Below are 20,034 nucleotides of genomic sequence, written 5' to 3'. Positions count from 1 at the left end.
CGGCTGCGAGCAGGGCATTGTCGTGTGCGACACGAAGACCGCCAACTACCGTTCACGCAGGAGCTTTTGATGATCATTTATTGACTAGGTCTCTCCTGCTGTGATCCGATCGAGTGTCTTTGACTGATCCACTTTGAGTGATCCACCCGCGGGATGAGCATGTCGGACGAGGGTTTGTTGCACGCCCAAGTTCTCGGTGGAGCGCAGGCGGCCACGGCCTGGCTCAACAGTGACGGCACGTCGCTGACCTACCAGGAGCTGGAGGAGCGGTCGGGGCGCCTGGCGAGACGGCTGGCCGAAGCGGGCGCGGGCCCTGGTGAGCGGGTCGCGCTGTTCCTGGAGCGCGGGGCCGACATGGCTGTCGCGATGCTGGGTGTGCTGCGGGCCGGCGCGGCGTTCGTGCCACTGAGTCTGGCGGAACCCGCTCCTCGGCTGGCACGGATACTGACGGACTGCGCGCCGGCCGCGGTGCTGGTGCACGACGCGACCGCGGCCCGGTTCCGGCACGACGGTGTCCGCACACTCGGCGTGGACGCGGACGGGGAGCACGGAGCGGCCGTGGCGGGCTCCCCGGAGGATCCCGCTTACGTCATCTACACCTCGGGCTCGTCCGGCGCGCCCAAGGGCGTGGTCGTCGAACACCGCAACCTGACGCCACATCTGGACTGGCTCGCCGAGCGGCTGCCGCTCGAACCGGGTGACCGGCTGTTGCAGGTGGCGCCCTACACGTTCGACGCCTCGCTGACCGACTTCTTCTGGCCGCTCCGGGCGGGTGCCACGGTGGTCTCGGTCGCCGAGGGCGACCACCTGGACCCGATCGCCATCGCCACCGCGCTGGTCGAGCAGGAGATCACCGCGGTCCGGCTCCCCCCGGCGATTCTGCCGTTGCTGCTCGACGAGCCGCGCTTGAGGGAAGCCCGCGGCCTGCGGTACCTGATCAGCGGCGGGGACCGGCTGCCGACGTCAACGGCACGCCGGGTCGCCGAACTGCTGCCCGGGGTACGGGTGTTCAACCGGTACGGGCCGACCGAGGCCGCCGTGGCGGTCACGTACCACGAGTTCGACGCCGGCACGGACACCGGGCCGGATGTGCCGATCGGCCTGGGTGTCACCGGGGCCGAGCTACATGTTTCGCCCGACGGGGAACTGCTGATCGGTGGCGCGTGCGTGGCGCGCGGCTACCTGGGCGATGCCGCGCTGACGGCGGAACGCTTCGCCTGGCTGCCGGACCTGGGCAGGGTGTTCCGCTCCGGAGACCGTGTCCAGAAGAACGCCGCGGGCGTGTTCGAGTTCCTGGGCCGGGATGACGAGCAGGTTCAGATCAACGGGCACCGGGTGGAGATCGGCGAGGTGCAGTCGGCTCTGCGCACGCATCCGCACGTCGTGGACTGCGTGGTCCTGCCGCAGGAACAGGCCCTGGCCGGGTACGTGGTGGCCGAGGTCGGCCCGCGGTCGGCCGATGAGATCCACGAGTATCTGCGCGCCAGGCTGCCTGGCCACATGGTGCCCAACGTCATCACGTTCGTTGACCGGTTGCCGATGACCGAGCGGGGCAAGGTGGATCTCGCGGCCCTGCGCGCCCTGCACGCCTCGCCCGCCGCGGCCCCGGTCCCTGCCGCTGACACGGTACCTGCGTCGGACCCGGTGCCTGCGTCGGACCCGGTACCTGCCTCGGACCCGGTGCGGGAGGTGGTCGTACGGGTGTGGTCCGAGCTTCTGGGCGGTATCGAACTGCGGGAAGACGACGACTTCTTCGAGCGCGGCGGGCATTCGCTGCTCGCAGTGCAGACGGCAGGCCGGATCCGTAAGGCGCTGGGCCACCGCATACCCCCGCGGATCATGTTCGAGAAGACGACCCTGGGCGAGTTCACCGAGGCGGTCACGGAGATCGTCTCCCCGGCCGCCGGGTGATGGTGCCCTCGGGGACTCGGTGGGCCGCCGGTTGTACGTCTGGGATCGGAGTCGAGGCACGGGCGGTGCGCGGGTGGTCCGCTCCCGGTCCGTGCCTGGGCCGGAGGGAGAGTTTCTGTGCCGACTGAGCTGAGTTCCGAGGCCGCCGAGACCACTGACAAGAGGTCCATTCGGTACGCACTGCTGATCTCGCTGGCCACGGGGATCGGTTATCTGCCGTTCGCCCTGACGATCCCGATCCTGCCCGGCCACGTGACGGACCGGCTGCACGGCGGTCCGGCGGACGTCGGTGCGGTCGTCAGCAGTTACGCGGTGACGTCGCTGCTGTCGCGGCCGGTGTCGGGCGCTTTGATGAACCGTCTCGGCACCCGGGCCCTTGCCATCGGCGGCGCGGTGCTGACGGCGCTGGCCACGGTGTGCTACCCGCTGGCCGGGTCGGTCGGCCAACTGGTGCTCCTGCGCCTGGTGGTGGGTGTCGGTATGGGAGTGATGCAGGCCGCGACCGGGGTCTGGCCGGTGCAGCTCGTCGCCAAGGACCGGCAGAACTGGGCGTTGGGGCTGGGCGGTACGGTCAACTACCTGGCCCTGGGGCTGGGCGCTCCGCTGGGAACTCTGCTCGCCGGCTGGACCGGCACGGCAGAGACGTTCGTGATCGCCGGGCTGGTCACCCTGATCGTCATCCCGATCGCCGCGTACGTCCCCGAAGTACCCATCCCTCCGAAGACGGAGAAGGTTGACGTCGATCGGCGCCAGGCGCTCCTGGGCACCGTGCTGCCGAGCGTCGCACTGGTCTTCACCGCGTTCGGCTTCGCGGCGGTCGCCAGCTTCGCGGTCGCGAAGTTCGACGCCCTGGGTATCGCCGGCGGAGCGGCCGTGGTCACCGCGTACTCCCTGACCGTGGTGGTGCTGCGCATAGCGGGTACGTGGATCCGCTGGGAGGTCACGCGGCCGGTGGAACTGGTGGCCCTGTTCGTGGTCGAGGCGGTAGGGATCGCGCTCGTCGGTCTGTCGCACGGGCTGGCCATGGGTGTGGTCGGCGGTGTACTCACCGGCGTGGGCATGTGGCAGATCTACCCGGCGCTGGGGGTGTTCGTGGTGCGCTCGGTCAGCGAGCGCGGGCGCGCCATGGCGCTGTCGGTCTTCGGCGCCTGCTTCACGGTGGGGGTCGCCATCGGCAGCGGTTCCCTCGGGCTGATCGCCCAGGCCGCCGGGTACCGGGCGATGTTCCTCGTCTGCGCGGCCTGCATCCTTCTGGGCCTGCTGGTGGCGGTGACGGCGTCCCGCGTGCAAGGACCGGCGGCAGCCGTTCGAGCGTGATTTCATGGCATCGGTCGATCGCCCGCCTTTTGCCCGTTCCATCACGCGAGTGCGTAAAACTACGCCAAGAAGGCTTTCAAAACCCACTCGGCCGCATTTAGTCAGTGTTATGCGGATCGATTTGCCACTGCATTCCGACGCTCGGATCACGTAAGCTGATCATGCTGACGAAGACGCAATATCCTTTGCACGTACAGCGTGTTTGTATCTGATTCTGAACCGATCACGGGGAAGCATCTTGAAGTACGTCAAGCTGGGCTCGCCCGGCATAGACGTGTCGCGGATCTGCCTGGGGCCCCTGAGCTTCGGCACACCGGGCAAAGGGGTCCACAATTGGGCTCTGGACCTGGATACCTTCACACCCAGAGCCTGTTCGACGCGTGCGATCATCCGCGTTGCCAGCAGAGAGTGCCCTCCGAGGAGGAAGAAATCCGCGTCCGGGGTCACCTCGGTACCCAGGATCTCGGTCGCAGCTGCATCCGCGCGACCTCAATCATCGAAATGGCGAGAAGTGACGATGTGTCGATTCGCTTACAAGATCGACGCGAGGCTAGCAAGATCAACATCTCGCCCGCAAGGCCGTTAAGGAAAAGGAGCCTTACATCTCAAGGCGAATGGATGGGACTGCCCGGTCCGGCAAGGACCCGGCGGCCCGATATCGCCGGTGGCCCGTCCGGTGTGCAGCCGAGGCTCCGGCTCCGCGCTGGGCAGCCGGACTGGGCGGGTGACGACACCACCAGTCTCTCCCGACAATCTCCGTGCTGTCCGCTTCGACTCCGGCGGGGTGCTGATGCGCCCGATCGGTGGCCGGCGGCGGCCATCAGCGCGGGCGACGACTTCCGGGCTCGGGATCGGCCAGTTCTTCGAGGCGTATGCAATCTCCGCCGTCCTCGGCTGCAACGACCCGGACCCACGCATGTACCACCACGCCAGCGCCGCGCTGGATCTTCTCCCCGCCCAGTGCCTGTTCGTGGATGACGATCCGGACCTGGTCGCCGCGGCTGTCCAACTCGGCTATGCAGGACGTGCGCTTTGCCGGGACTCGGCCGTCTCGGACGTGCCCTCCATCACCTCCCTGACGGAACTCCTGGATTTCTTCCGACGACGGAATTGCGGGTGGGCCGGCCCGGGTCCGCCCAGGTCGGCAGCGGCGAGGTCACCGGGGTCGGGGTGCGCGGCGGGTCGTCCACGTCCGCGCCCCAGCCTGTGCGCCACCCGCGCCGGGCGCCACCGCGTCACCTCCGAACGGGGGGCCTCCGGCGCAGTCGTCCGAAACGCCCCTTCAATAAGTCGGTCCCTGCGCGCGTTGAGTTCCCGGGTTTCGCCGAACGGTGGATCACACTTCGGATTGAGCATGAGGCCGGGCCATTTTGCGTACTGATCGGTGGGGGCACGACGTCGAATGCGAGGATGAAGCCTGTCATGGCTACCGGGTGGTGCACACGTTCGGTACGGGCCGCGCTGTTCGCGGCCGTCTGCGTGCTGCTCTCCGCCCTGGCCCACACGATGATGTCCGGTTCGTCTGTGCCCTGGTGGGCCCTGGGGGCGGCGTCCCTCGGGGCCGGCGGGGTCGGCTGGGCCCTGGCCGGCCGTGAGCGCGGGCTTCGGGTCATCGTGCCGGTGGTGGTCGCGGTCCAGGGGGCGCTCCACTGGAGCTTCTCCCTCGCACAGGGCGCGGGGCAGCCGACGGCGCCGCCCGGGGGGAACGACACGGGTTCCCTGGGCATGAGCTCGGTGGGCATGAGCTCGGTGGGCATGAGCTCGGTGGGCATGGGCTCGGCAGACATGGGCGCGATGGGCATGGGCTCCGCGGGTGGTCACTCCATGGGCATGCACATGCATGCCATGGGCATGGATCACTCGGTCCACCTGGGCTCCGGCACCCCCGCTGTCCTCCAGCAGTGGCTGGGCGGCACGTCGATGACCGGCATGTACGTGGCCCACCTCGTGGCGGCCCTGGTCTGCGGCCTGTGGCTCGGTTACGGCGAGCGGGTCGTCTTCCGGCTGATGCGCGCCGTGGCCGGCTGGCTGGCCGCGCCGCTGCGGCTGGTGCTCGCCCTGCCGGCGTTGCCGCGACGCCCGCGTGCCCTCGTACGGCGGCGCCGTACGCGCCGGTGGCCGCGGCGTCTGCATCTCGTAAACGCGATCACTTCACGGGGCCCGCCGCTCTCCTTCGCTGTCGCCTAGAACAGCCGGTTTCCCGGGGCCGTTGCCGACCGTCGTCGACGCGGGGCCGCCCCGGGCAGCGGTCGTGCCCGCGCGCGGCCGCGCCCCCCTCACTGCTGGAACGGCGGGATCCCGTGCCGCCGTTCCTCGCACGATCGCGAAGGACACGAGGTGCCTGTTCCTGCCCTGCCCGCATTACGCGGGACACGTGGAAAACGTAGGAAGCACAACAACACGCAAGAAACCGACGACCTGATCACCACCTGGGCGCTGGCCGCCCGCGGCGGGGACGAGGACGCCGTCGAGCGGTTCGTCCGGGCCCTGCACTGCGACGTACTGCGCTATGTCGCACATCTGAGTGCGGATCCCCAGTCGGCGGACGACCTGGCCCAGGAGACGTTCCTGCGGGCGCTGGGCAGCCTGCATCGGTTCGAGGGACGTTCCTCGGCCCGTGCCTGGCTGTTGTCCATCGCGCGCCGGGCGGTGATCGACGACTTCCGGCGTGCCGCCTCGCGGCCCCGGCTGTCGGACCGTCATGACTGGCGCCACGCCGCGGAAACGGCTCAGCCGCTCGATGTGCCGGGGTTCGAGGAGGGCATCGCGCTCCTCGAACTGCTGGGCATGCTGCCGGACGACCGCAGGGAGGCGTTCATCCTCACGCAGGTGACCGGGCTGCCGTACGCGGAGGCGGCCGATGTCGTCGGCTGTCCGATCGGGACGGTGCGCTCCCGGGTGGCTCGGGCCCGCGCCGCTCTGGTGGATCTGCTGGCCGAGCCGGAGGAGGCGGCGGGGACACCGACGGAGGGCCGGGTTCCGTCGGCGGCCGTTCTGCCGCGTTCGGCGGTGGGCGTTCCGGTCGCGGTCGCGGCCTGAACGGCAGACGCCGGTGTCCGCCGCGACCGCGGGCACCGGCCTCACCGGTACGGCGCGCGGACCGCTCCGCCCGACGGTGGGACGGTCCGCACGTCCTGCGGCCTGCCGGTGCCGCCCGTGCCGTCAGCCGGCCCTGGCCTCCGCCACGGGTTGCAGGGCGAGTGGCTGGGCGCCGTAGGTGATGCGGACGACACCGTCGGCGTGCCGTTCCGCGGTGGCGGCCACTCCGAAGACGTCACCCAGCAGGCCGGGGGTGAGCACGTCCAGGACCGGCCCGGCGGCGACCACCTGTCCCGCGTGGAGGGCGACGAGGTGGTCGCACAGGCGGGCCGCGAGGTCCAGGTCGTGGAGTACGGCGAGGGTGGTGATGCCGGTGGAGCGGATGAGGTCGAGCAGTTCGAAGCGGGCGCGGATGTCGAGGTGGTTGGTGAGTTCGTCCAGGACGAGGAGGCGGGGGCGCTGGGCGAGGGCCCGGGCCAGCAGGACCCGCTGGCGTTCGCCCCCGGACAGGGAGGTGACGTCCCGTTCGGCCATGTGCCGGATCGCGCACAGGTCGAGGGCCTCCGCCACGGCGTGGTGGTCGTCGGTTCCGTCCCGGCCGAGGAGGCCGTGGTGCGGGGTGCGGCCGAGCGCGATGAGTTCGGCGACGCTCAGGCCGGCCGGCTGGCCGCTCGCGTCCTGGAGGACGGCCGCGGTACGGCGGGCGGCGGTGCGCGCGGGCAGCGCCCAGACGTCGTCGCCGTCCACGCGCACCACCCCGCGGTGCGGGCGCAGGGAGCGGTAGACGGTGCGCAGCAGGGTGGACTTGCCGCTGCCGTTGGGCCCGATGAGGCCGACGATCTCGCCCGGCCGGGCTTCCAGGTGCACGTCGTGGAGGATCGGCCGGTGGCCGAGTTCGACGTGGATGCGTTCCACGGTGAGCTTCATACGCTGTCCAGGCTCTTGTTGCGGCGCAGCAGCCACAGGAAGAAGGGCGCCCCGAACAGGGCGGTGAGGATGCCGAGAGGCAGTTCGTCGGGGCGGTTGACCGTGCGGGAGAGCAGGTCGACGACGACCAGGTAGACGGCGCCGACCAGGGCCGCCCGGGGCAGCAGGCGGCGGTGGTCGGCGCCGGTGGTCAGGCGCACGAGGTGCGGGATCATCAGGCCGACGAAGCCGATGCCGCCCGCGACCGCGATCACCGTGCCGGTCACCAGCGAGGAGAGCACCAGCAGTACCGCGCGCAGCCGGTGCACGTCGACGCCGAGAGCGGTCGCCGACTCGTCGCCGACCAGCAGGGCGTTGAGGCGCCGCCCGAACAGGGTCAGGGCCACGGTCGTGGTGAGGACGGCGGTGGCGACGAGGGGCAGCTGGCCCCACCGGGCGCCCGCGACACTGCCCAGCATCCAGAACATCACCGTGCGCAACTCGGTGGGTGTGGCGCGCAGTTGGAGGTAGCTGGTGGCTGCCAGGAAGAGGTAGCCGACGGCCACCCCGGAGAGGACCAGACGGGTGGGGGCGAGCCGGCCGCCCTTGCGGCCGAGTAGGAAGACCAGGGCGACGGCCGCACCGGCACCGAGGAAGGCGGCCGATGACACGCCGAGGCCGCCGAGGGCGCCGCCGGTGGCCGTGATGACCACGACGGCCCCGAGGGAGGCACCGGAGGAGACGCCCAGGACGTAGGGGTCGGCGAGCGGGTTGGCGACGACCGCCTGCAGCACGACGCCGGAGACGGCCAGTCCCGCGCCGACCAGGGCGGCCAGGACGACGCGCGGGGTGCGGAAGTTCCAGACGATCTGGTCGGTGGCCGGGTCCGCGGCGGTACCGCTGCCGGTCAGGTGATGCCAGACGATCCGCCAGACCTCGGCGACCGGGATGGTGACGGCGCCGATGCTGATCGCCACGATCATGACCGCGATCAGCGTGGCCGCCAGCAGCGCCAGCACCAGCTCGGGGTTGAGCCGCTTCCGGTGGCCCGGCGGGGTCAGAGCGCGTCCGGGTGCAGCATCCTGGCGATCTTCTCGACGGCCAGGTCGTTGCTGGGGCCGAGATAGATCGAGTCGGAGAGCACGAGGGAGCGGTTGTTCTTCGCTGCCGGCCACTGGGGGAACTCCTTGAGCAGTTTGCGGGCGTACGCCTCGGCATGCGGGTCGTTGTAGCTGATGACCACGAGGGCATCGACCGGCTCGGCGGCGACCTTCTCCTTGCTGAGGTCCGCGAAGGTGGTCCGGGAAGCGGAGGCGAAGGCGTTGCGTGCGCCTGCCCGGGCGAGGATGTCGTTCCAGATGCCGTGGGCCGCGACGGAGCTGAAGTCGTTCCCGCCCATGCTCATGTTGGAGAAGACCACCATCACGTTCGGGGTGGTCTCCCCCTTCACCTTGGCCCGCACGGCGGCGATGTGCCTGCGGGACGAGGCGATGAGCTGCTCGGCGCGGTCGCCGACGTGGAAGATCTTCCCCAGGTCGCGCGCCAGCCGGTAGCTGTCGTCGATCGTCATGCGGGAGGTGTCCTGGTCGCATCCCTGCGGGGAGACGTAGGTGTTGGCGCCGACCGCCCTGAGGTCCGCGCGGGTGGCGAAGCCGTTCTTCGCGTCGAAGCCGTAGGACGTGGTGGACAGCACGAGGTCCGGGCGCAGGCCGAGCATCGTCTCGCGGGGGATGTCGGAGGCGTCGTTGAGCGTGACGTTCCCGGTCGGGAGTCTCCTGATGGCCGCGGCCCGGCCCGCGACCTCCGAGCGGCCGTAGGACTGCTCGTTGGCCACGATGCGGTCGCCGAGGCCCAGGGCCAGCAGCGTGGACACCTCGGCGACGGAGGCTCCGTTCATGACCACGACCCGCTTGGGTGCCTGGGTGTAGGTGGTGGTCTGTCCGCAGTTCTTGAGGGTGACCGGGTAACCGGGGGCGCTCGCGCCCGCCGCGGCGTTCGCCGCGGGGGGCGACGAGGCCCCGCATGCCGTGGCGGCCAGGCACAACGCCCCGGCCAGGGCCACGACAGCGGGCCTTTTCGTCTGCACACTTGCTCCTCGGGGGTGGAATGGACTCCGCTCAAGTAGTCGGAGCGGAACCCACCCGGGTTCCCGGGAGCTCAGACGTCCCCTCGCGCGGGGGGCGGGAGTACTCCCTTCTCGACGCAGTGGTCCAGGTACCGGAAGACGAGGGCACGGTCGGCCCGCGGGCAGACGATGCCGGTGCCTTCGAGGCCGCGCAGCACGTTGTCCGCCCGGACGTGGCCCAGCCCCAGCTCCGGTCCCTCCTCGCCGTCGGCGGGGAAGGAGTCGAAGAACGCCCCGGTCGTCACGGCCACGTCGGCGGCCCGCGGCAGTTCCCGGCGCCATTGCGCCGTCGGGATCCGCTTGACGGGGTAGCCGTACTCCTGCACCCAGTCGTACACGTCGGCCAGCCGCACCGGCGCGACCGGGGCGTGGTTGAAGACGGTGCCGGGAGCGGCGGTCAGGGACAGCCGTACGACGGCACGGGCGACGTAGTCCGCCGGGGTCCACACCTCCGCCTCGAACAGCTCCGGCACGATCCCGGCGGGGACTCCGGAGGCCAGCACGCTCCACAGGAAGTCCCGCGGGTTCACCTGCCCGGTGTCCGGCGCTCCCGTCACCCTGCCCAGGCGGTGCACGGTGACGGGGAACCCGCGCTCGGCCGCCTGTTCCAGCAGCCGCTCGGCCGCCCACTTGGACTGCTGGTAGCCGCTGACCAGCCCGGGATGCGGCGGCAGGAACGCCTCCGGGACCTCCGGGGCCCGGTCCCTGGCCGGGGCGACGGACAGCGTCGACACCAGGTGCAGCGGGATCGTGCGGGCGGAGGCCAGCGTCAGCAGTTGGCGGGTGGACTCGGTGTTGGCGGCACGCAGGCTGGCGTAGTCCCGCAGGATGCTGACGGTCGCCGCGTTGTGGACGATGGCGTCGCAGGTCCGGGCCAGTTCGGCGAACCGGCCGGCGCCGAGGCCCAGGTGTGGGCGGGCGAGGTCGGCGGGGAGGGCGGTGACGCGGTCGGCGCCCGCGGGCAGGGGGATCCGCTGGGCGGCCAGGGCCGCCCGGATGCGGTCGGCGGCCTCGGCCGGTGTCGCGGCCCGGACCGGGCAGACGATCTCGGCGTCGGTGACCCGGAGCAGCTCCGCCAGCAGGTGGGGACCGACGAATCCGGTGGCCCCGGTCAGCAGGACCGTGCGCGGGCCGCCGCTGGTGGGGGTCCGCCCGGCGGGCCGGACGTCGTCGCCGAGCACGGCGTCGGCCAGCACCGCGGCCGGCAGGGCGAGGCCGGTCACGGGGGTGGCCGCGTGGCCGGTCGCGGGGGTGGCCGCGTGGCCGGTCGCGGGGGTGGTCGCAAGGCCGGTCGTGGGAGCCTGCGCGTGGTGCTCCAGGCGGCGCGCGAGTCCGGCGGCCGTCGGGTGCTCGAACAGCCAGGCCACCCGGACGTCCCGGCCGAGTTCGACGCCGAGCCGGTTGGCGACCTGGATCGCCTGGAGCGACTGGGCCCCGAGGTCGAAGAAGTCGTCCTCGGGCGCCACCCGCTCGACGCCGAGGACCTGCGCCCAGGTGCGGGTGATGGTCGCTTCCAGGGAGCCGTCCCCCGCCGCCGGGGCCGCTCGGTCCTCGGCGACGGCGCTGAGGGCCCTCCGGTCGATCTTCCCCGTACCGGTGCGGGGCAGCCGGTCCGTGAACACCACGGCCGAAGGGATCATGGCCGGCGGCAGGGCCGCCCGGAGCCGCTCGCGCAGCTCGCCGGCGGTGGGCCGCGGGTCGTCGGCGACGATGTGGGCGGCCAGCCGTCGGGTTCCGTCCGGCAGCACCTGCCCGACCACGGCGGCCTCGCGGACGCCCGGCTGGGCGAGGAGGACGGTCTCCACCTCGGACGGGTGGACCCGATGCCCGCTGATCTTGAACTCGTCGTCCGCCCTCCCCAGGAACCGCAGTTGGCCGTCGCTGCCGAGCCGCACCAGGTCGCCGGTGCGGAACGCGCGCGGCGCTCGGGGCAGTTGGGGCAGCGGCCCGAAGCGGGCGTCGTCCGGCGCGTCCGCGTCCCGGTACCCCCGGGCCAGGGCGCCGCCGAGGAGGTGGAGCTCACCGCCGACGACCGCGGCGCGGGTGCCGGGCAGGGGGCGGCCGATCGGTACGTCGTCGGGCGTGTCCGGGTCCTCGTGGAGCGCGGCGACCGTGGCCACCACCGTCGCCTCGGTCGGACCGTAGGTGTTGAACAGCCGTACCGAGGGACCGACCGCACCCCGCCAGCGGGCCACGCGTTCGGGCAGGGCGGCCTCTCCGCCGATGATGACGGTGCCCACCCCGGCGGGGAGAGCGGCGGCGCCGGTGGAGACGGCGTGGGCGAGTTCGTGCCAGTAGGCCGTGGGGAGGTCCAGCACGCTGATCCGCAGCCGGTCGACCGCGCGCAGGAAGAAGGGCACGGACTCGGTCATCTCGTCGGTGCGCACCACGAGGGTGGCTCCGGTGCACAGCGTCAGGAAGATCTCCTCGACGCTGGCGTCGAAGTGCAGGGGGGCGAACTGGAGGACGCGGTCCTCACGCCGCAGGCCGTAGCGGTGCGCGGCGCCGGTGACGAAGGTGGCGAGCGCTCCGTGACCGATCTCCACGCCCTTGGGCCGGCCGGTGGAACCGGAGGTGTGGATGAGGTAGGCGAGGTCGTCCGCGGTCGCGGCCGGGGCGAGCGGGGCCTCTTCCCCGTCGTCCGGCGCGTCGAGCAGGAGGACCGGCCGTCCCGCGAAGGAGGGGGCGTGCGGGCCGCTAGTGACGACCAGGACGGGCTGTGCGCTGTCGAGGAGCGCCCGGGTGCGCGAGTGCGGCGCGGCCGGGTCGAGCGGGCAGTAGGCGGCGCCCGAGATCAAGGTGGCGAGGATGGCGGTGACGGCGTCGATGCCGCGTGGCAGGGCGAGTGCCACCACGGTGCCGGGGCCGGCGTGCCGGGCGGCGAGGCGTCGGGCCAGCCGCCGTGCCGCGCCGAACAGTTCGGCGTACGTGACGGTCCGTCCGTCGTGTTCCACCGCGGTGGCGCCACCGCGCCGCGCGGCGTGGTCGGCGACGAGGCTCAGCACGGGCCGGGCGGGCCCGGGCAGCGGTCCGCCGTCGAGGACGGTGACGGGCCGGCGCCCGATCGGCCGGTCCGGTGCCGCGACGGCTTCCCGGAGCAGGTCGAGCAGCCCTTCCTGGTGGGCCCGCACGTCGGTTTCGTCGTAGAGGTCGGGGTTGGCGTCCATGGCGATCCGCAGGCCCGTGCCCTCGGCCCGGTCGTACACGTTCACCGCGAGGTCGTCGACGGGGCCGGCGGAGACGTTGTGGACCGTGCTGCGGTGTCCGGCGAACCGGAGGTCGTACTCGAACGGCATGATGTTGACGCCGGGCCCGGACAGCCGCCGCCTGCCGCCGACCAGTTTCAGGTCGCGCCGCAGTTGCTCGTAGCGGTAGCGCTGGTGCGGGCGTCCGGCGCGCAGTTCCGCGGCGACCCTGGTGGCCAGGTCGCGCAGGCTGTCGTCCTCCCCCACCGCGACACGCAGGGGCAGGATGTTGCGCACCATGCAGGGCACCCGCAGGGACGCCGATCCGAGGCGGCCCATGGCGGGGAGGCTGAGGACGGCCTCCGGTGCCCCGCTGACCCGGTGGACGTAGGCCGCCGTGACGGCCAGCAGGGCGTCCGGCCAGGTCACCGACAGCTCACGGGCCACGGCCCGCAACCGCTCGGTCTCGGCGGTGCCCAGATCCACGGTCCGGCGCAGGAAGGTGCGGGCCGGCAGCGCCTGTCCGGGGGTGAGAGCGGCCACCCGCGGGCGGTCGCCGAAGCGTTCGGTCCAGTACGAGCGGTCCTCGGCGAAGCGTGCCGAGGCGCGGTAGGCGTCCTCTTCCTCCCGCACCGTTGCCAGGGCTCCGAAGCCGCTCTCGCCGAGCGGGGCGTCCTCGACCAGGGCCGTGTAGACCTGCGCGACCCGACGGGCGACCAGGGACAGGCCGAAGCCGTCGAGGGCGATGTGGTGGACGCGGTGGTACCAGAGGTAGGCGTCGGGGGCGATCCGCAGGAGGGCATGGCCGAAGACCGGGCCGCGCTCCAGGTCGACGGGGCGGTCCAGGTCCTGGGCCATCCAGTCCAGGGCGGCGCGGTGCGGGTCGGCCGCCGTGGTGAGGTCGGCGAGGTGCGGGGCCCACTCGATGCCGGGGACGCTCACCTGCCAGGGCCGGCCGGTCTCGTCGGTGGTGAAGCGGACGTTGAGGGCTTCGACCTCGCCGACCGTGTGGCGCAGCGCCTTCTCGAAGACCGTCGGCTCCACCGCACCGTGGATGTGCACGTACTCGGCCGTGTTGTAGGCGGGGCTGTCCGGGTCGAGTCGCTGGCCGGTCCAGATCCCTTCCTGGGCGGCGAGCAGGGCGTGCCGCTCAGGCGTCGGCATGGGGTGCTCCCGCCTGGCGTTCGGACAGCAGCTGCCACCACTGGGCGAAGGAGGTGCGCTCCGCGAGGTCCAGGAAACTCACGTCCACTCCGGTGCTTCGCCACTGTTCGGCCAGGGTGGTGATGCGGAGCGAGTCCAGACCCGCGTCCAGGGGGTTCTCGTCCAGGTCCACGTCGTCCGGTTCCTGGTGCAGGTACTCCGCCAGGTCCGCGCGGAAGGCTTGCAGCGTCAGGGGCTCAGGCATGGTGTTCTCTCTTGGTAGCCGCACGGGATGCGAGTCAGTTGACCTTGCGGTCGGTGCCGGTCCAGAAGCGTTCGCGCAGCTCGCGGCGGAGGATCTTCCCGCTGGGGTTGCGCGGCACGTGCTCGATGAACTCGTAACGGGCGGGGAGCTTGAAGGAGGCCAGGCGGTCGACGAGGAACCGGTGCAGTTCCCGTGGCGTGGGCTGCCGGCCGGCGGCGGGGACCACGAAGGCGTGGACGCGCTCGCCCCAGCGCTCGTCGGGGGCGCCCACGATCACGGCCTCGGCCACCCCGGGATGGCGTTCCAGGGCGTTCTCGATCTCGGCGGGGTAGACGTTCTCGCCCGCGACGAGGATGGCGTCCTTGATGCGGTCCTGGATGAAGACGTAGCCGTCGTCGTCGACGTATCCGGCGTCGCCGGTGTGGATCCAGCCGTCGACGAGGGTTTCGGCGGTCCTGTCGGGGAGTCCCCAGTACTCGACCATGCGGGCGGGGGTGGCCAGGCAGATCTCGCCCACGGTGCCCGGCGGCAGTTCCTTGCCGTCGCCGTCGACGACCTTGCAGCCCACTCCCGGGTAGGGGTGCCCGGCGGCCTTCATCCGGGGATGGCCGGGCACGTGGTCCGCCGGTGGCAGGCAGACGGCGGTGTTGCCGGTCTCGGTGAGGCCGTAGATCTGGGCGAACTCGCTGCCGAACAGGGCGAGGCTGGCTTCGAGCAGGGCCTCGGAGATGGGCGAGCCGCCGTAGACGATCTTGCGGAGGGTGGTGAAGTCGGCCGGGGTGACGCCGGGTTCGGCCAGCATCATGCGCAGCATCGCCGGGACCACGCAGGCCGTGGTGACACCCTTGCCGCGGATGAGGTCGATGGCGTCCCGGGGTGCGAAGGCGCGCAGGACCGCCACGGTCGCGCCGGCGTTGAAGTTCTGGGTGGCCCACCACAGGCCGCCGACGTGGAAGCCCGGGATGCCGACCAGCGCGATGTCACCGTCGCGCCAGTCGATCCAGTCCAGGTCCTCGCTCGCCAGGGCGTCGCGGATGGCGAAGAAACTCCGGTGCGCCAGGACCACGCCCTTGGGCAGGCCGGTGGTACCGCTGGTGTACAGCTGGGCGACGGGGGTGTCGGGAGTGGCCGGGACCGCCGGGTCGGTGTCGGGACCGGCGGCCTTCCAGGCGCCGAACCCGTCGGCGGTGCCGAGCCTGACCACCGTCTTCGGCGGCCCGTCCGGCAGCCGGTCCAGGACCGGGGCGAACCCTTCCTCCAGGAAGAGCACGGCGCTGCCGGAGTCCCGCAGGATGTGGCTGACCTCGGGTGCGGTCAGCCGCCAGTTGATGGGCACCAGGACGGTCCCGCTCTTGGCGCAGGCGAAGAGGATCGTGTAGTAGTCCTCGGACTCCTTGCCCAGGTAGGCGACGCGGGCGCCGGGGGTCGCACCGGCGGCGCGCAGCGCGTGCGCGACGCGGTTGCTCTCCCGGTGCAGTTGGGCGTAGGTGAGAGCGCGGTCCTCGCAGACCACGGCGGTGACGTCGGGTCGGTGCGCGGCGTGGAAGCGCGCGGTCTCCACGAGGGTGGTCAACTGCGGGTGGTGGAGCCGTTCGCCCGGTGTCCCGGGCGCGGACGGTTCGGCCATGTGCGGGGCCTGCCTCTCGGTCTGCTCGCGGACTGCCGGGCATGCCGCCGCGGGATGCGGCGGCATGCCGTGGATCAGGCGCTGCTCAGGGTGCGTTGACGAAGGCGAGCTTCACGGCGCCGTCGCACCGGCCGCCCGCGTCGTCCCAGTAGCGGTAGACGGTGTCGGCGACGAGCAGCGGCTGCCCGCCCGGCGCCCGCCGCTCCACGGAGAGGAACTCGATCTCCCCGGAGAAGGCACGGGCGTTGATGGGACGCCGGAAGGTGCCGCTGAACCGGGCGATGAGGATGTCGGGCAGCTGGTGGCGCCAGTAGTCGTCCATGGTCCAGCCCGCGAACTCGTCCAGCAGCCGTTCCTTCACCGTCTTGGCGACGGCGTAGTACATCATCTGGTTGTAGCTGATGTTGACTTCGACGGCGTTGAGGTGGCCGGTGTCGTCGATGTAGCAGGACTCCGGGATGGCCAGCTCGCAGCGGGCGGCCACGCGGCCCGTCCGGGTGCTCACCGTCGCGGACTTCAGGTACTTGCAGTGGGGTTTGTACGGCCGCAGCACCTGGGGCAGGAGTTCGCCGTCGGTGTCGTAGTCCCGTGGCGGGTGCTGCTGCAGGGGTGTTTCCACGGTGGTCACACGGCCTCGTCGTAGAGCTTGCGCTCGTCGTGGACGGTCACCCGGAAGGAGACGGTCGGCTCCGGGGTGGTGGTGTGCCGGGCGCGGTGGATCAGGCTGCGGTTGTCCCAGACCAGCAGGTCGCCCTTCTCGAAGGTCTGCAGGTGGATGTTGCGGTGGGCGAAGGTGTCGTCGAGCTGGCCCGTGGCCTCGAACAGCCGGTGCAGCAGGTCGCTCTCCAGCGGCTTGCCGTGCTCGTCCTGGAGGCCGAGGGTGAAGCCCTCGCTGATGTACAGGATCGTCTCGCCGGTCATCGGGTGGGTGAACGTGGTCGGCTTCACCGCCGGCGGGGTCTTGGTGTCGACCTCTTCGATGATCTCGGAGAGGGGCCGGTAGACGTCCGTGGGACGGATCTTGAAGTACTTCCGCACGGAGTGTTCGGCGAAGGTACCCGCCAGTTCCTTCTTGAGGTCCTCGGGAAGCGCCTCGTAGGCCTTGCCCATGTCGATGAAGTACGTGCCGCGGTTCTTCTCGGGGATGACCTGGGGGTAGATGAAGGTCAGGCCGAAGGGGTCGGGCATGAACTGGTAGTCGGCGTGCCAGAACTTCCCGGTCTTCGGGACGCCGATCTGCTTGCCGTCCTCGGGCACGTTGGAGGAGACGAATATCTCCTCGACCTCGGGGTGCTTGTACATGGGCTCGTAGTACGTCTCGGGCCGGCCGAACCGCCGGCCGAGTTCGAGGAACTGGCGGGGCGTCAGGTCCTGGTTCTTCAGCACGACGATCTTCTTGGTGTAGACCGCCGCCTTGACGGCGTCGATGTCCTGCTGGGAGGCGGCCGCGTGGTCGAACCCCGCGACGGTCGCGCCGATGTCCTGCCCGTTGCGTTCGGTGATCTCCATGTCCCTGCTCTCCGTGGGGTGTTAAGGGCTGGGTTACCGGTCGAGCTTCGATTCGATGAGCTTGGTGGTGGCGGCCAGGCTGAGGTCTTCCTGGAGTTCTTTGTCGTCGATGTGCACGCCCAGGTCGCGCTCGATGCGCAGGCTGATCTCGACCAGGGTCAGCGAGTCGACGTCGAGTTGGGCGAAGGTGACGTCGGGGCTGATCCGGTCCCGGGGCGCGTCGTGGAGTTGCGTGACGATCTCGACCAGTCGGTCGTAGGTGGTGCTCATACGGCCTGCGTTCCTCCTGAGTCGTGCGGGTGGCTGGTCCGGGGCGGGGCGGGCCAGGTCAGGAGGCAGGACCCCCAGGTGAGGCCACCGCCGAACGCGGTGAGGAGCAGGCGTTCGCCCGGCTGAAGGATGTGCTGGGTGTCCGCGTCCGCCAGAGCGAGCGGGATGGACGCGGCACCGGTGTTGCCCACGGAGTCGACGTTGACGACCAGTCGTTCCGCGGGCAGTCCGAGGTCGTCCGCCACCGTGCGCAGGATCCGCAGGTTGGCCTGGTGGGGGACGAGGTGGTCGACTTCGTCGACCTTGCAGTCGGCCAGGGCGAGGGTGGCACGGGCGGAGGCCGCCATGCGGGTGACCGCGTGCCGGTAGACCTCCTTGCCGCGCATGGCGAAGTACCGGTCCCGTGGATCGACCGGTCCGGGCGTGGAGCGCTGCCGGGAGCCGCCGGCCGCCACGGTGATCAGCTCTTCGCCGGTGCCGTCGCTGCCGAGGTCGAAGTGGCCGACGGCGCCGGCTTCGTCGGGGTCACCGGCGCGCAGGACGACGGCTCCGGCCCCGTCGCCGAAGATGATCGCGTTGGTGCGGTCCTGCGGGTCGACGATGGTGGAGTACGTGTCCGCGCCGATCAGCAGGACGCTGTCGGCCACCCGGGCCGTGATCAGGCCCGCCGCCGAGGCCAGGCCGTAGACGAACCCGGTGCACACGGCGCCGACGTCGAAGGCCGCCGCTCCGGTCAGGCCGAGTCTGCTCGCCACCAGCGGGGCGGTGGCGGGGCACGAGCGGTCCGGGGTCGTCGTGGTGACGATCACGGCGTCCACGTGGTCCCTGTGCGCGGCGGCCAGCGCCCGGCGGCCGGCTTCCACCGCCAGGTCCGAGGTGGCCTGTCCGGGGTCCGCGATGTGGCGGCGGCCGATTCCGGTGCGGGTCCGGATCCAGGCGTCGGTGGTGTCCAGCCGTTGGGAGAGTTCTTCGTTGGTCACGACCCGCGGGGGCAGCCAGCCCGCGAGGCCGCACAGCACCGCGGCACGGTCGGCACGCGGGCGTGTCGGGAAACTGACCGGTCGGTCAGTGAGAGTGGACACAGGGGCTCCTAGGGGGAATGGCCGGGAGGCGAGGGCCGAAGGCCCTGGGGAGGGGACGCGGCGGTCAGTGCGCCGGACGCCCCCGAAAGGGCAGCAGGGCTACGGCGCCGAGGCCGATTCCGGCCGTGATGACGTACACGGCCTGCCTGACCCCGTCGAGCAGTCCGCCCGTGGTCGGAGCGTGGGTTCCGGTGCCGGCGACGGCGACCAGGACGGCCAGTCCCACGGCGCCGCCCACCTGGAGCGTGGTCGAGGCGAGCCCCGACGCGACGCCCTGGTTCTCGGCCGGGACACCGGTGGCGGCCGCGATCCACATGCCGGTCCAGGTCGCGCCCTGGCCCAGGCTCAGCAGGACGATGCCGGGCAGCAGGCGCGCATAGGAACCGTGGTCGCCGAGCGCGAGCGCCAGCAGCAGGGCGCCGACGGCTCCCAGCGCCATGCCGCACAGCAGCGCGGTGCGCAGGCCCAGCGCGGACACGGCCCGCTCGCCCGCCTTCGTCCCCACGGCCACCACCAGGGCCGGCACCAGGAAGGCGGCTCCGGTGGCCATCGCGCTGTAGCCGTGCACGGTCTGGAAGTAGAGGGTCAGGAAGTAGGGGAGCGAGCTGAAGGTGGCGCTGAACAGTGCGGTCAACGCCATGGCGCCGAGCAGGCCGCGGTGGCCGAACAGGTGACCGGGCGTCAGCGGGGCGCCGACCCGGGTCTCGATGACGGCGAACAGGGCGAGCGAGACCGCCGAGAGGGCCGCGCAGCTCAGGACGGTACGGCTCCCCCAGCCGGCTTCCGGCGCGTGGATGAGGACGAACACGAGCAGGGTGATGCCCACGGTGGCGGTCAGCGCGCCCGGGAGGTCGAAGTCCCGCTGTCCGGGCGGCGGACCGTCCGCGGGGAAGAGGAGGGATCCCGCCAGGGCGACGGCACCGGCCAGCGGGACGTTGACCAGGAAGACCGCGGGCCAGCCGAAGGCGTCCACGAGCACACCGCCCAGCAGGGAGCCGAAGCACAGCCCGCCGGCGCCGGCGGCACCCCAGGCCGCGAGCGCCCGGTTACGGCTCGGCCCCTCGTCGTACAGGGTGTTGATCAGCGACAGGGCGGCCGGGAACAGCAGCGACCCGCCGATGCCCTGGACGGCGCGGACCGCGACCAGCACGCCCGCCGACTCCGCAAGGCCGCCGACCAGCGAGGAGACCGCGTACAGCAGGGCGGCCACGACGAAGACCCGCCGCCGGCCCAGCAGGTCGGTCGCCCGTCCGCCGAGCAGCAGGAACCCCCCGGTGGTCACGACGTAGGCGCTGACGACCCACTGGAGGTCCTGTCCGGAGAAGCCGAGCCCGCGGCCGATGCTGGGAAGGGCGACGTAGACGATGTTGTAGTCGAGCGAGATGACCAGTTGCGCGGTGGCCAGGACCAGCAGCGGCAGTCCGAGGCGCCGGCGTGACGGTATGGACGGTGATTTCACAGCAGGCATTGCGCGACCGTTCCCCCTAAGAATCCGTCCCATGATTCAGGACGGCGGCTCACCCCGGGATCGTGGCTCACTTCCGCCCGCCTCGACAAGCTCTCTCCCCCCGGTTTCGGACTGGCTTGCGAACCGGTTGCCGGAATCGCTCTCCTGTTCTTTGAAAGATGAACTTGCGAATCGTGGGTTCGTCGCG

The 20,034-nt window shown here is 71.5% G+C and carries 17 protein-coding genes; 5 read left to right on the top strand and 12 right to left on the bottom strand.

Annotated elements, in window-relative coordinates:
* Nucleotides 1-159: 159 nt before the first annotated feature.
* Together ACZ3KP_RS33355 and ACZ3KP_RS33350 are read left to right on the top strand one after the other, a co-directional pair.
* Nucleotides 160-1,911: a non-ribosomal peptide synthetase gene (locus tag ACZ3KP_RS33355; protein WP_467504070.1), complete on the top strand. Its 1,752-nt coding sequence runs from the start codon at nt 160-162 to the stop codon at nt 1,909-1,911.
* A gap of 117 nt (nt 1,912-2,028) precedes the next feature.
* Nucleotides 2,029-3,228, top strand: coding sequence for an MFS transporter (locus ACZ3KP_RS33350; protein ID WP_467504068.1), 1,200 nt, complete (start codon nt 2,029-2,031; stop codon nt 3,226-3,228).
* 159 nt (nt 3,229-3,387) lie between these two features.
* Here ACZ3KP_RS33350 and ACZ3KP_RS33345 read toward each other — a convergent pair whose 3' ends face one another.
* Complete coding sequence (locus tag ACZ3KP_RS33345) at nt 3,388-3,675, bottom strand: acyl carrier protein (protein ID WP_467504067.1); 288 nt, start codon at nt 3,673-3,675, stop codon at nt 3,388-3,390.
* Nucleotides 3,676-4,018: 343 nt separating this feature from the next.
* On the opposite strand from ACZ3KP_RS33345, the gene ACZ3KP_RS33340 reads away from it, so the two are divergent.
* The 3 genes from ACZ3KP_RS33340 (at nt 4,019) to ACZ3KP_RS33330 (ending at nt 6,267) form a co-directional block, all read left to right on the top strand.
* Nucleotides 4,019-4,609 carry an HAD family hydrolase gene (locus ACZ3KP_RS33340; RefSeq protein ID WP_467504130.1) on the top strand — a complete coding sequence of 197 codons (591 nt, stop codon included), beginning with the start codon at nt 4,019-4,021 and terminating at the stop codon, nt 4,607-4,609.
* Between the two features lie 41 nt (nt 4,610-4,650).
* Nucleotides 4,651-5,415 (top strand): hypothetical protein, encoded by a 765-nt coding sequence (locus tag ACZ3KP_RS33335; RefSeq protein WP_467504065.1) that lies wholly within the window; start codon nt 4,651-4,653, stop codon nt 5,413-5,415.
* A gap of 150 nt (nt 5,416-5,565) precedes the next feature.
* The gene (locus ACZ3KP_RS33330; RefSeq protein ID WP_467504063.1) at nt 5,566-6,267 is read left to right on the top strand and encodes a sigma-70 family RNA polymerase sigma factor; all 702 of its coding nucleotides are present in this window, start codon (nt 5,566-5,568) and stop codon (nt 6,265-6,267) included.
* Between the two features lie 123 nt (nt 6,268-6,390).
* On the opposite strand, the gene ACZ3KP_RS33325 is transcribed toward ACZ3KP_RS33330, so the two are convergent.
* From ACZ3KP_RS33325 to ACZ3KP_RS33275, 11 genes are all read right to left on the bottom strand, one after another.
* Nucleotides 6,391-7,194: an ABC transporter ATP-binding protein gene (locus ACZ3KP_RS33325; RefSeq protein ID WP_467504061.1), complete on the bottom strand. Its 804-nt coding sequence runs from the start codon at nt 7,192-7,194 to the stop codon at nt 6,391-6,393.
* Complete coding sequence (locus ACZ3KP_RS33320; RefSeq protein ID WP_467504128.1) at nt 7,191-8,156, bottom strand: FecCD family ABC transporter permease; 966 nt, start codon at nt 8,154-8,156, stop codon at nt 7,191-7,193. Before ACZ3KP_RS33320 ends, ACZ3KP_RS33325 begins: the two co-directional genes overlap by 4 nt.
* 74 nt (nt 8,157-8,230) lie before the next feature.
* Nucleotides 8,231-9,259, bottom strand: a complete 1,029-nt coding sequence (locus ACZ3KP_RS33315) for an ABC transporter substrate-binding protein (RefSeq protein ID WP_467504060.1) — start codon at nt 9,257-9,259, stop codon at nt 8,231-8,233.
* 71 nt (nt 9,260-9,330) lie between these two features.
* Complete coding sequence (locus tag ACZ3KP_RS33310) at nt 9,331-13,647, bottom strand: amino acid adenylation domain-containing protein (RefSeq protein ID WP_467504058.1); 4,317 nt, start codon at nt 13,645-13,647, stop codon at nt 9,331-9,333.
* A complete protein-coding gene (locus tag ACZ3KP_RS33305) occupies nt 13,634-13,891 on the bottom strand; it encodes a phosphopantetheine-binding protein (RefSeq protein WP_132889514.1) in 258 nt (85 codons plus the stop codon). Before ACZ3KP_RS33305 ends, ACZ3KP_RS33310 begins: the two co-directional genes overlap by 14 nt.
* A 34-nt stretch (nt 13,892-13,925) precedes the next feature.
* Nucleotides 13,926-15,518 (bottom strand): fatty acid--CoA ligase, encoded by a 1,593-nt coding sequence (locus tag ACZ3KP_RS33300; RefSeq protein WP_467504057.1) that lies wholly within the window; start codon nt 15,516-15,518, stop codon nt 13,926-13,928.
* 85 nt (nt 15,519-15,603) lie between these two features.
* Nucleotides 15,604-16,137 carry a (2E)-enoyl-ACP glycyltransferase gene (gene scoD, locus ACZ3KP_RS33295; protein WP_467504126.1) on the bottom strand — a complete coding sequence of 178 codons (534 nt, stop codon included), beginning with the start codon at nt 16,135-16,137 and terminating at the stop codon, nt 15,604-15,606.
* Nucleotides 16,138-16,142: 5 nt separating this feature from the next.
* Nucleotides 16,143-17,027 (bottom strand): (3R)-3-[(carboxymethyl)amino]fatty acid oxygenase/decarboxylase, encoded by an 885-nt coding sequence (gene scoE, locus ACZ3KP_RS33290; protein WP_467504055.1) that lies wholly within the window; start codon nt 17,025-17,027, stop codon nt 16,143-16,145.
* Nucleotides 17,028-17,060: 33 nt separating this feature from the next.
* Entirely contained in the window at nt 17,061-17,297 is a 237-nt protein-coding gene (locus ACZ3KP_RS33285; RefSeq protein WP_358978867.1) for an acyl carrier protein, read from the bottom strand.
* Nucleotides 17,294-18,379, bottom strand: coding sequence for a beta-ketoacyl-ACP synthase III (locus tag ACZ3KP_RS33280; protein WP_358978868.1), 1,086 nt, complete (start codon nt 18,377-18,379; stop codon nt 17,294-17,296). The genes ACZ3KP_RS33285 and ACZ3KP_RS33280 overlap by 4 nt, the downstream gene beginning before the upstream one ends.
* A 64-nt stretch (nt 18,380-18,443) precedes the next feature.
* Nucleotides 18,444-19,847 (bottom strand): MFS transporter, encoded by a 1,404-nt coding sequence (locus tag ACZ3KP_RS33275; RefSeq protein WP_467504053.1) that lies wholly within the window; start codon nt 19,845-19,847, stop codon nt 18,444-18,446.
* Between the last annotated feature and the right edge of the window lie 187 nt (nt 19,848-20,034).

The sequence above is a fragment of the Streptomyces sp. NPDC020958 genome (assembly GCF_055562175.1).
Note: the sequence above shows the minus strand (reverse complement) of the source record. Positions and strands in the feature narration are given on the sequence as shown.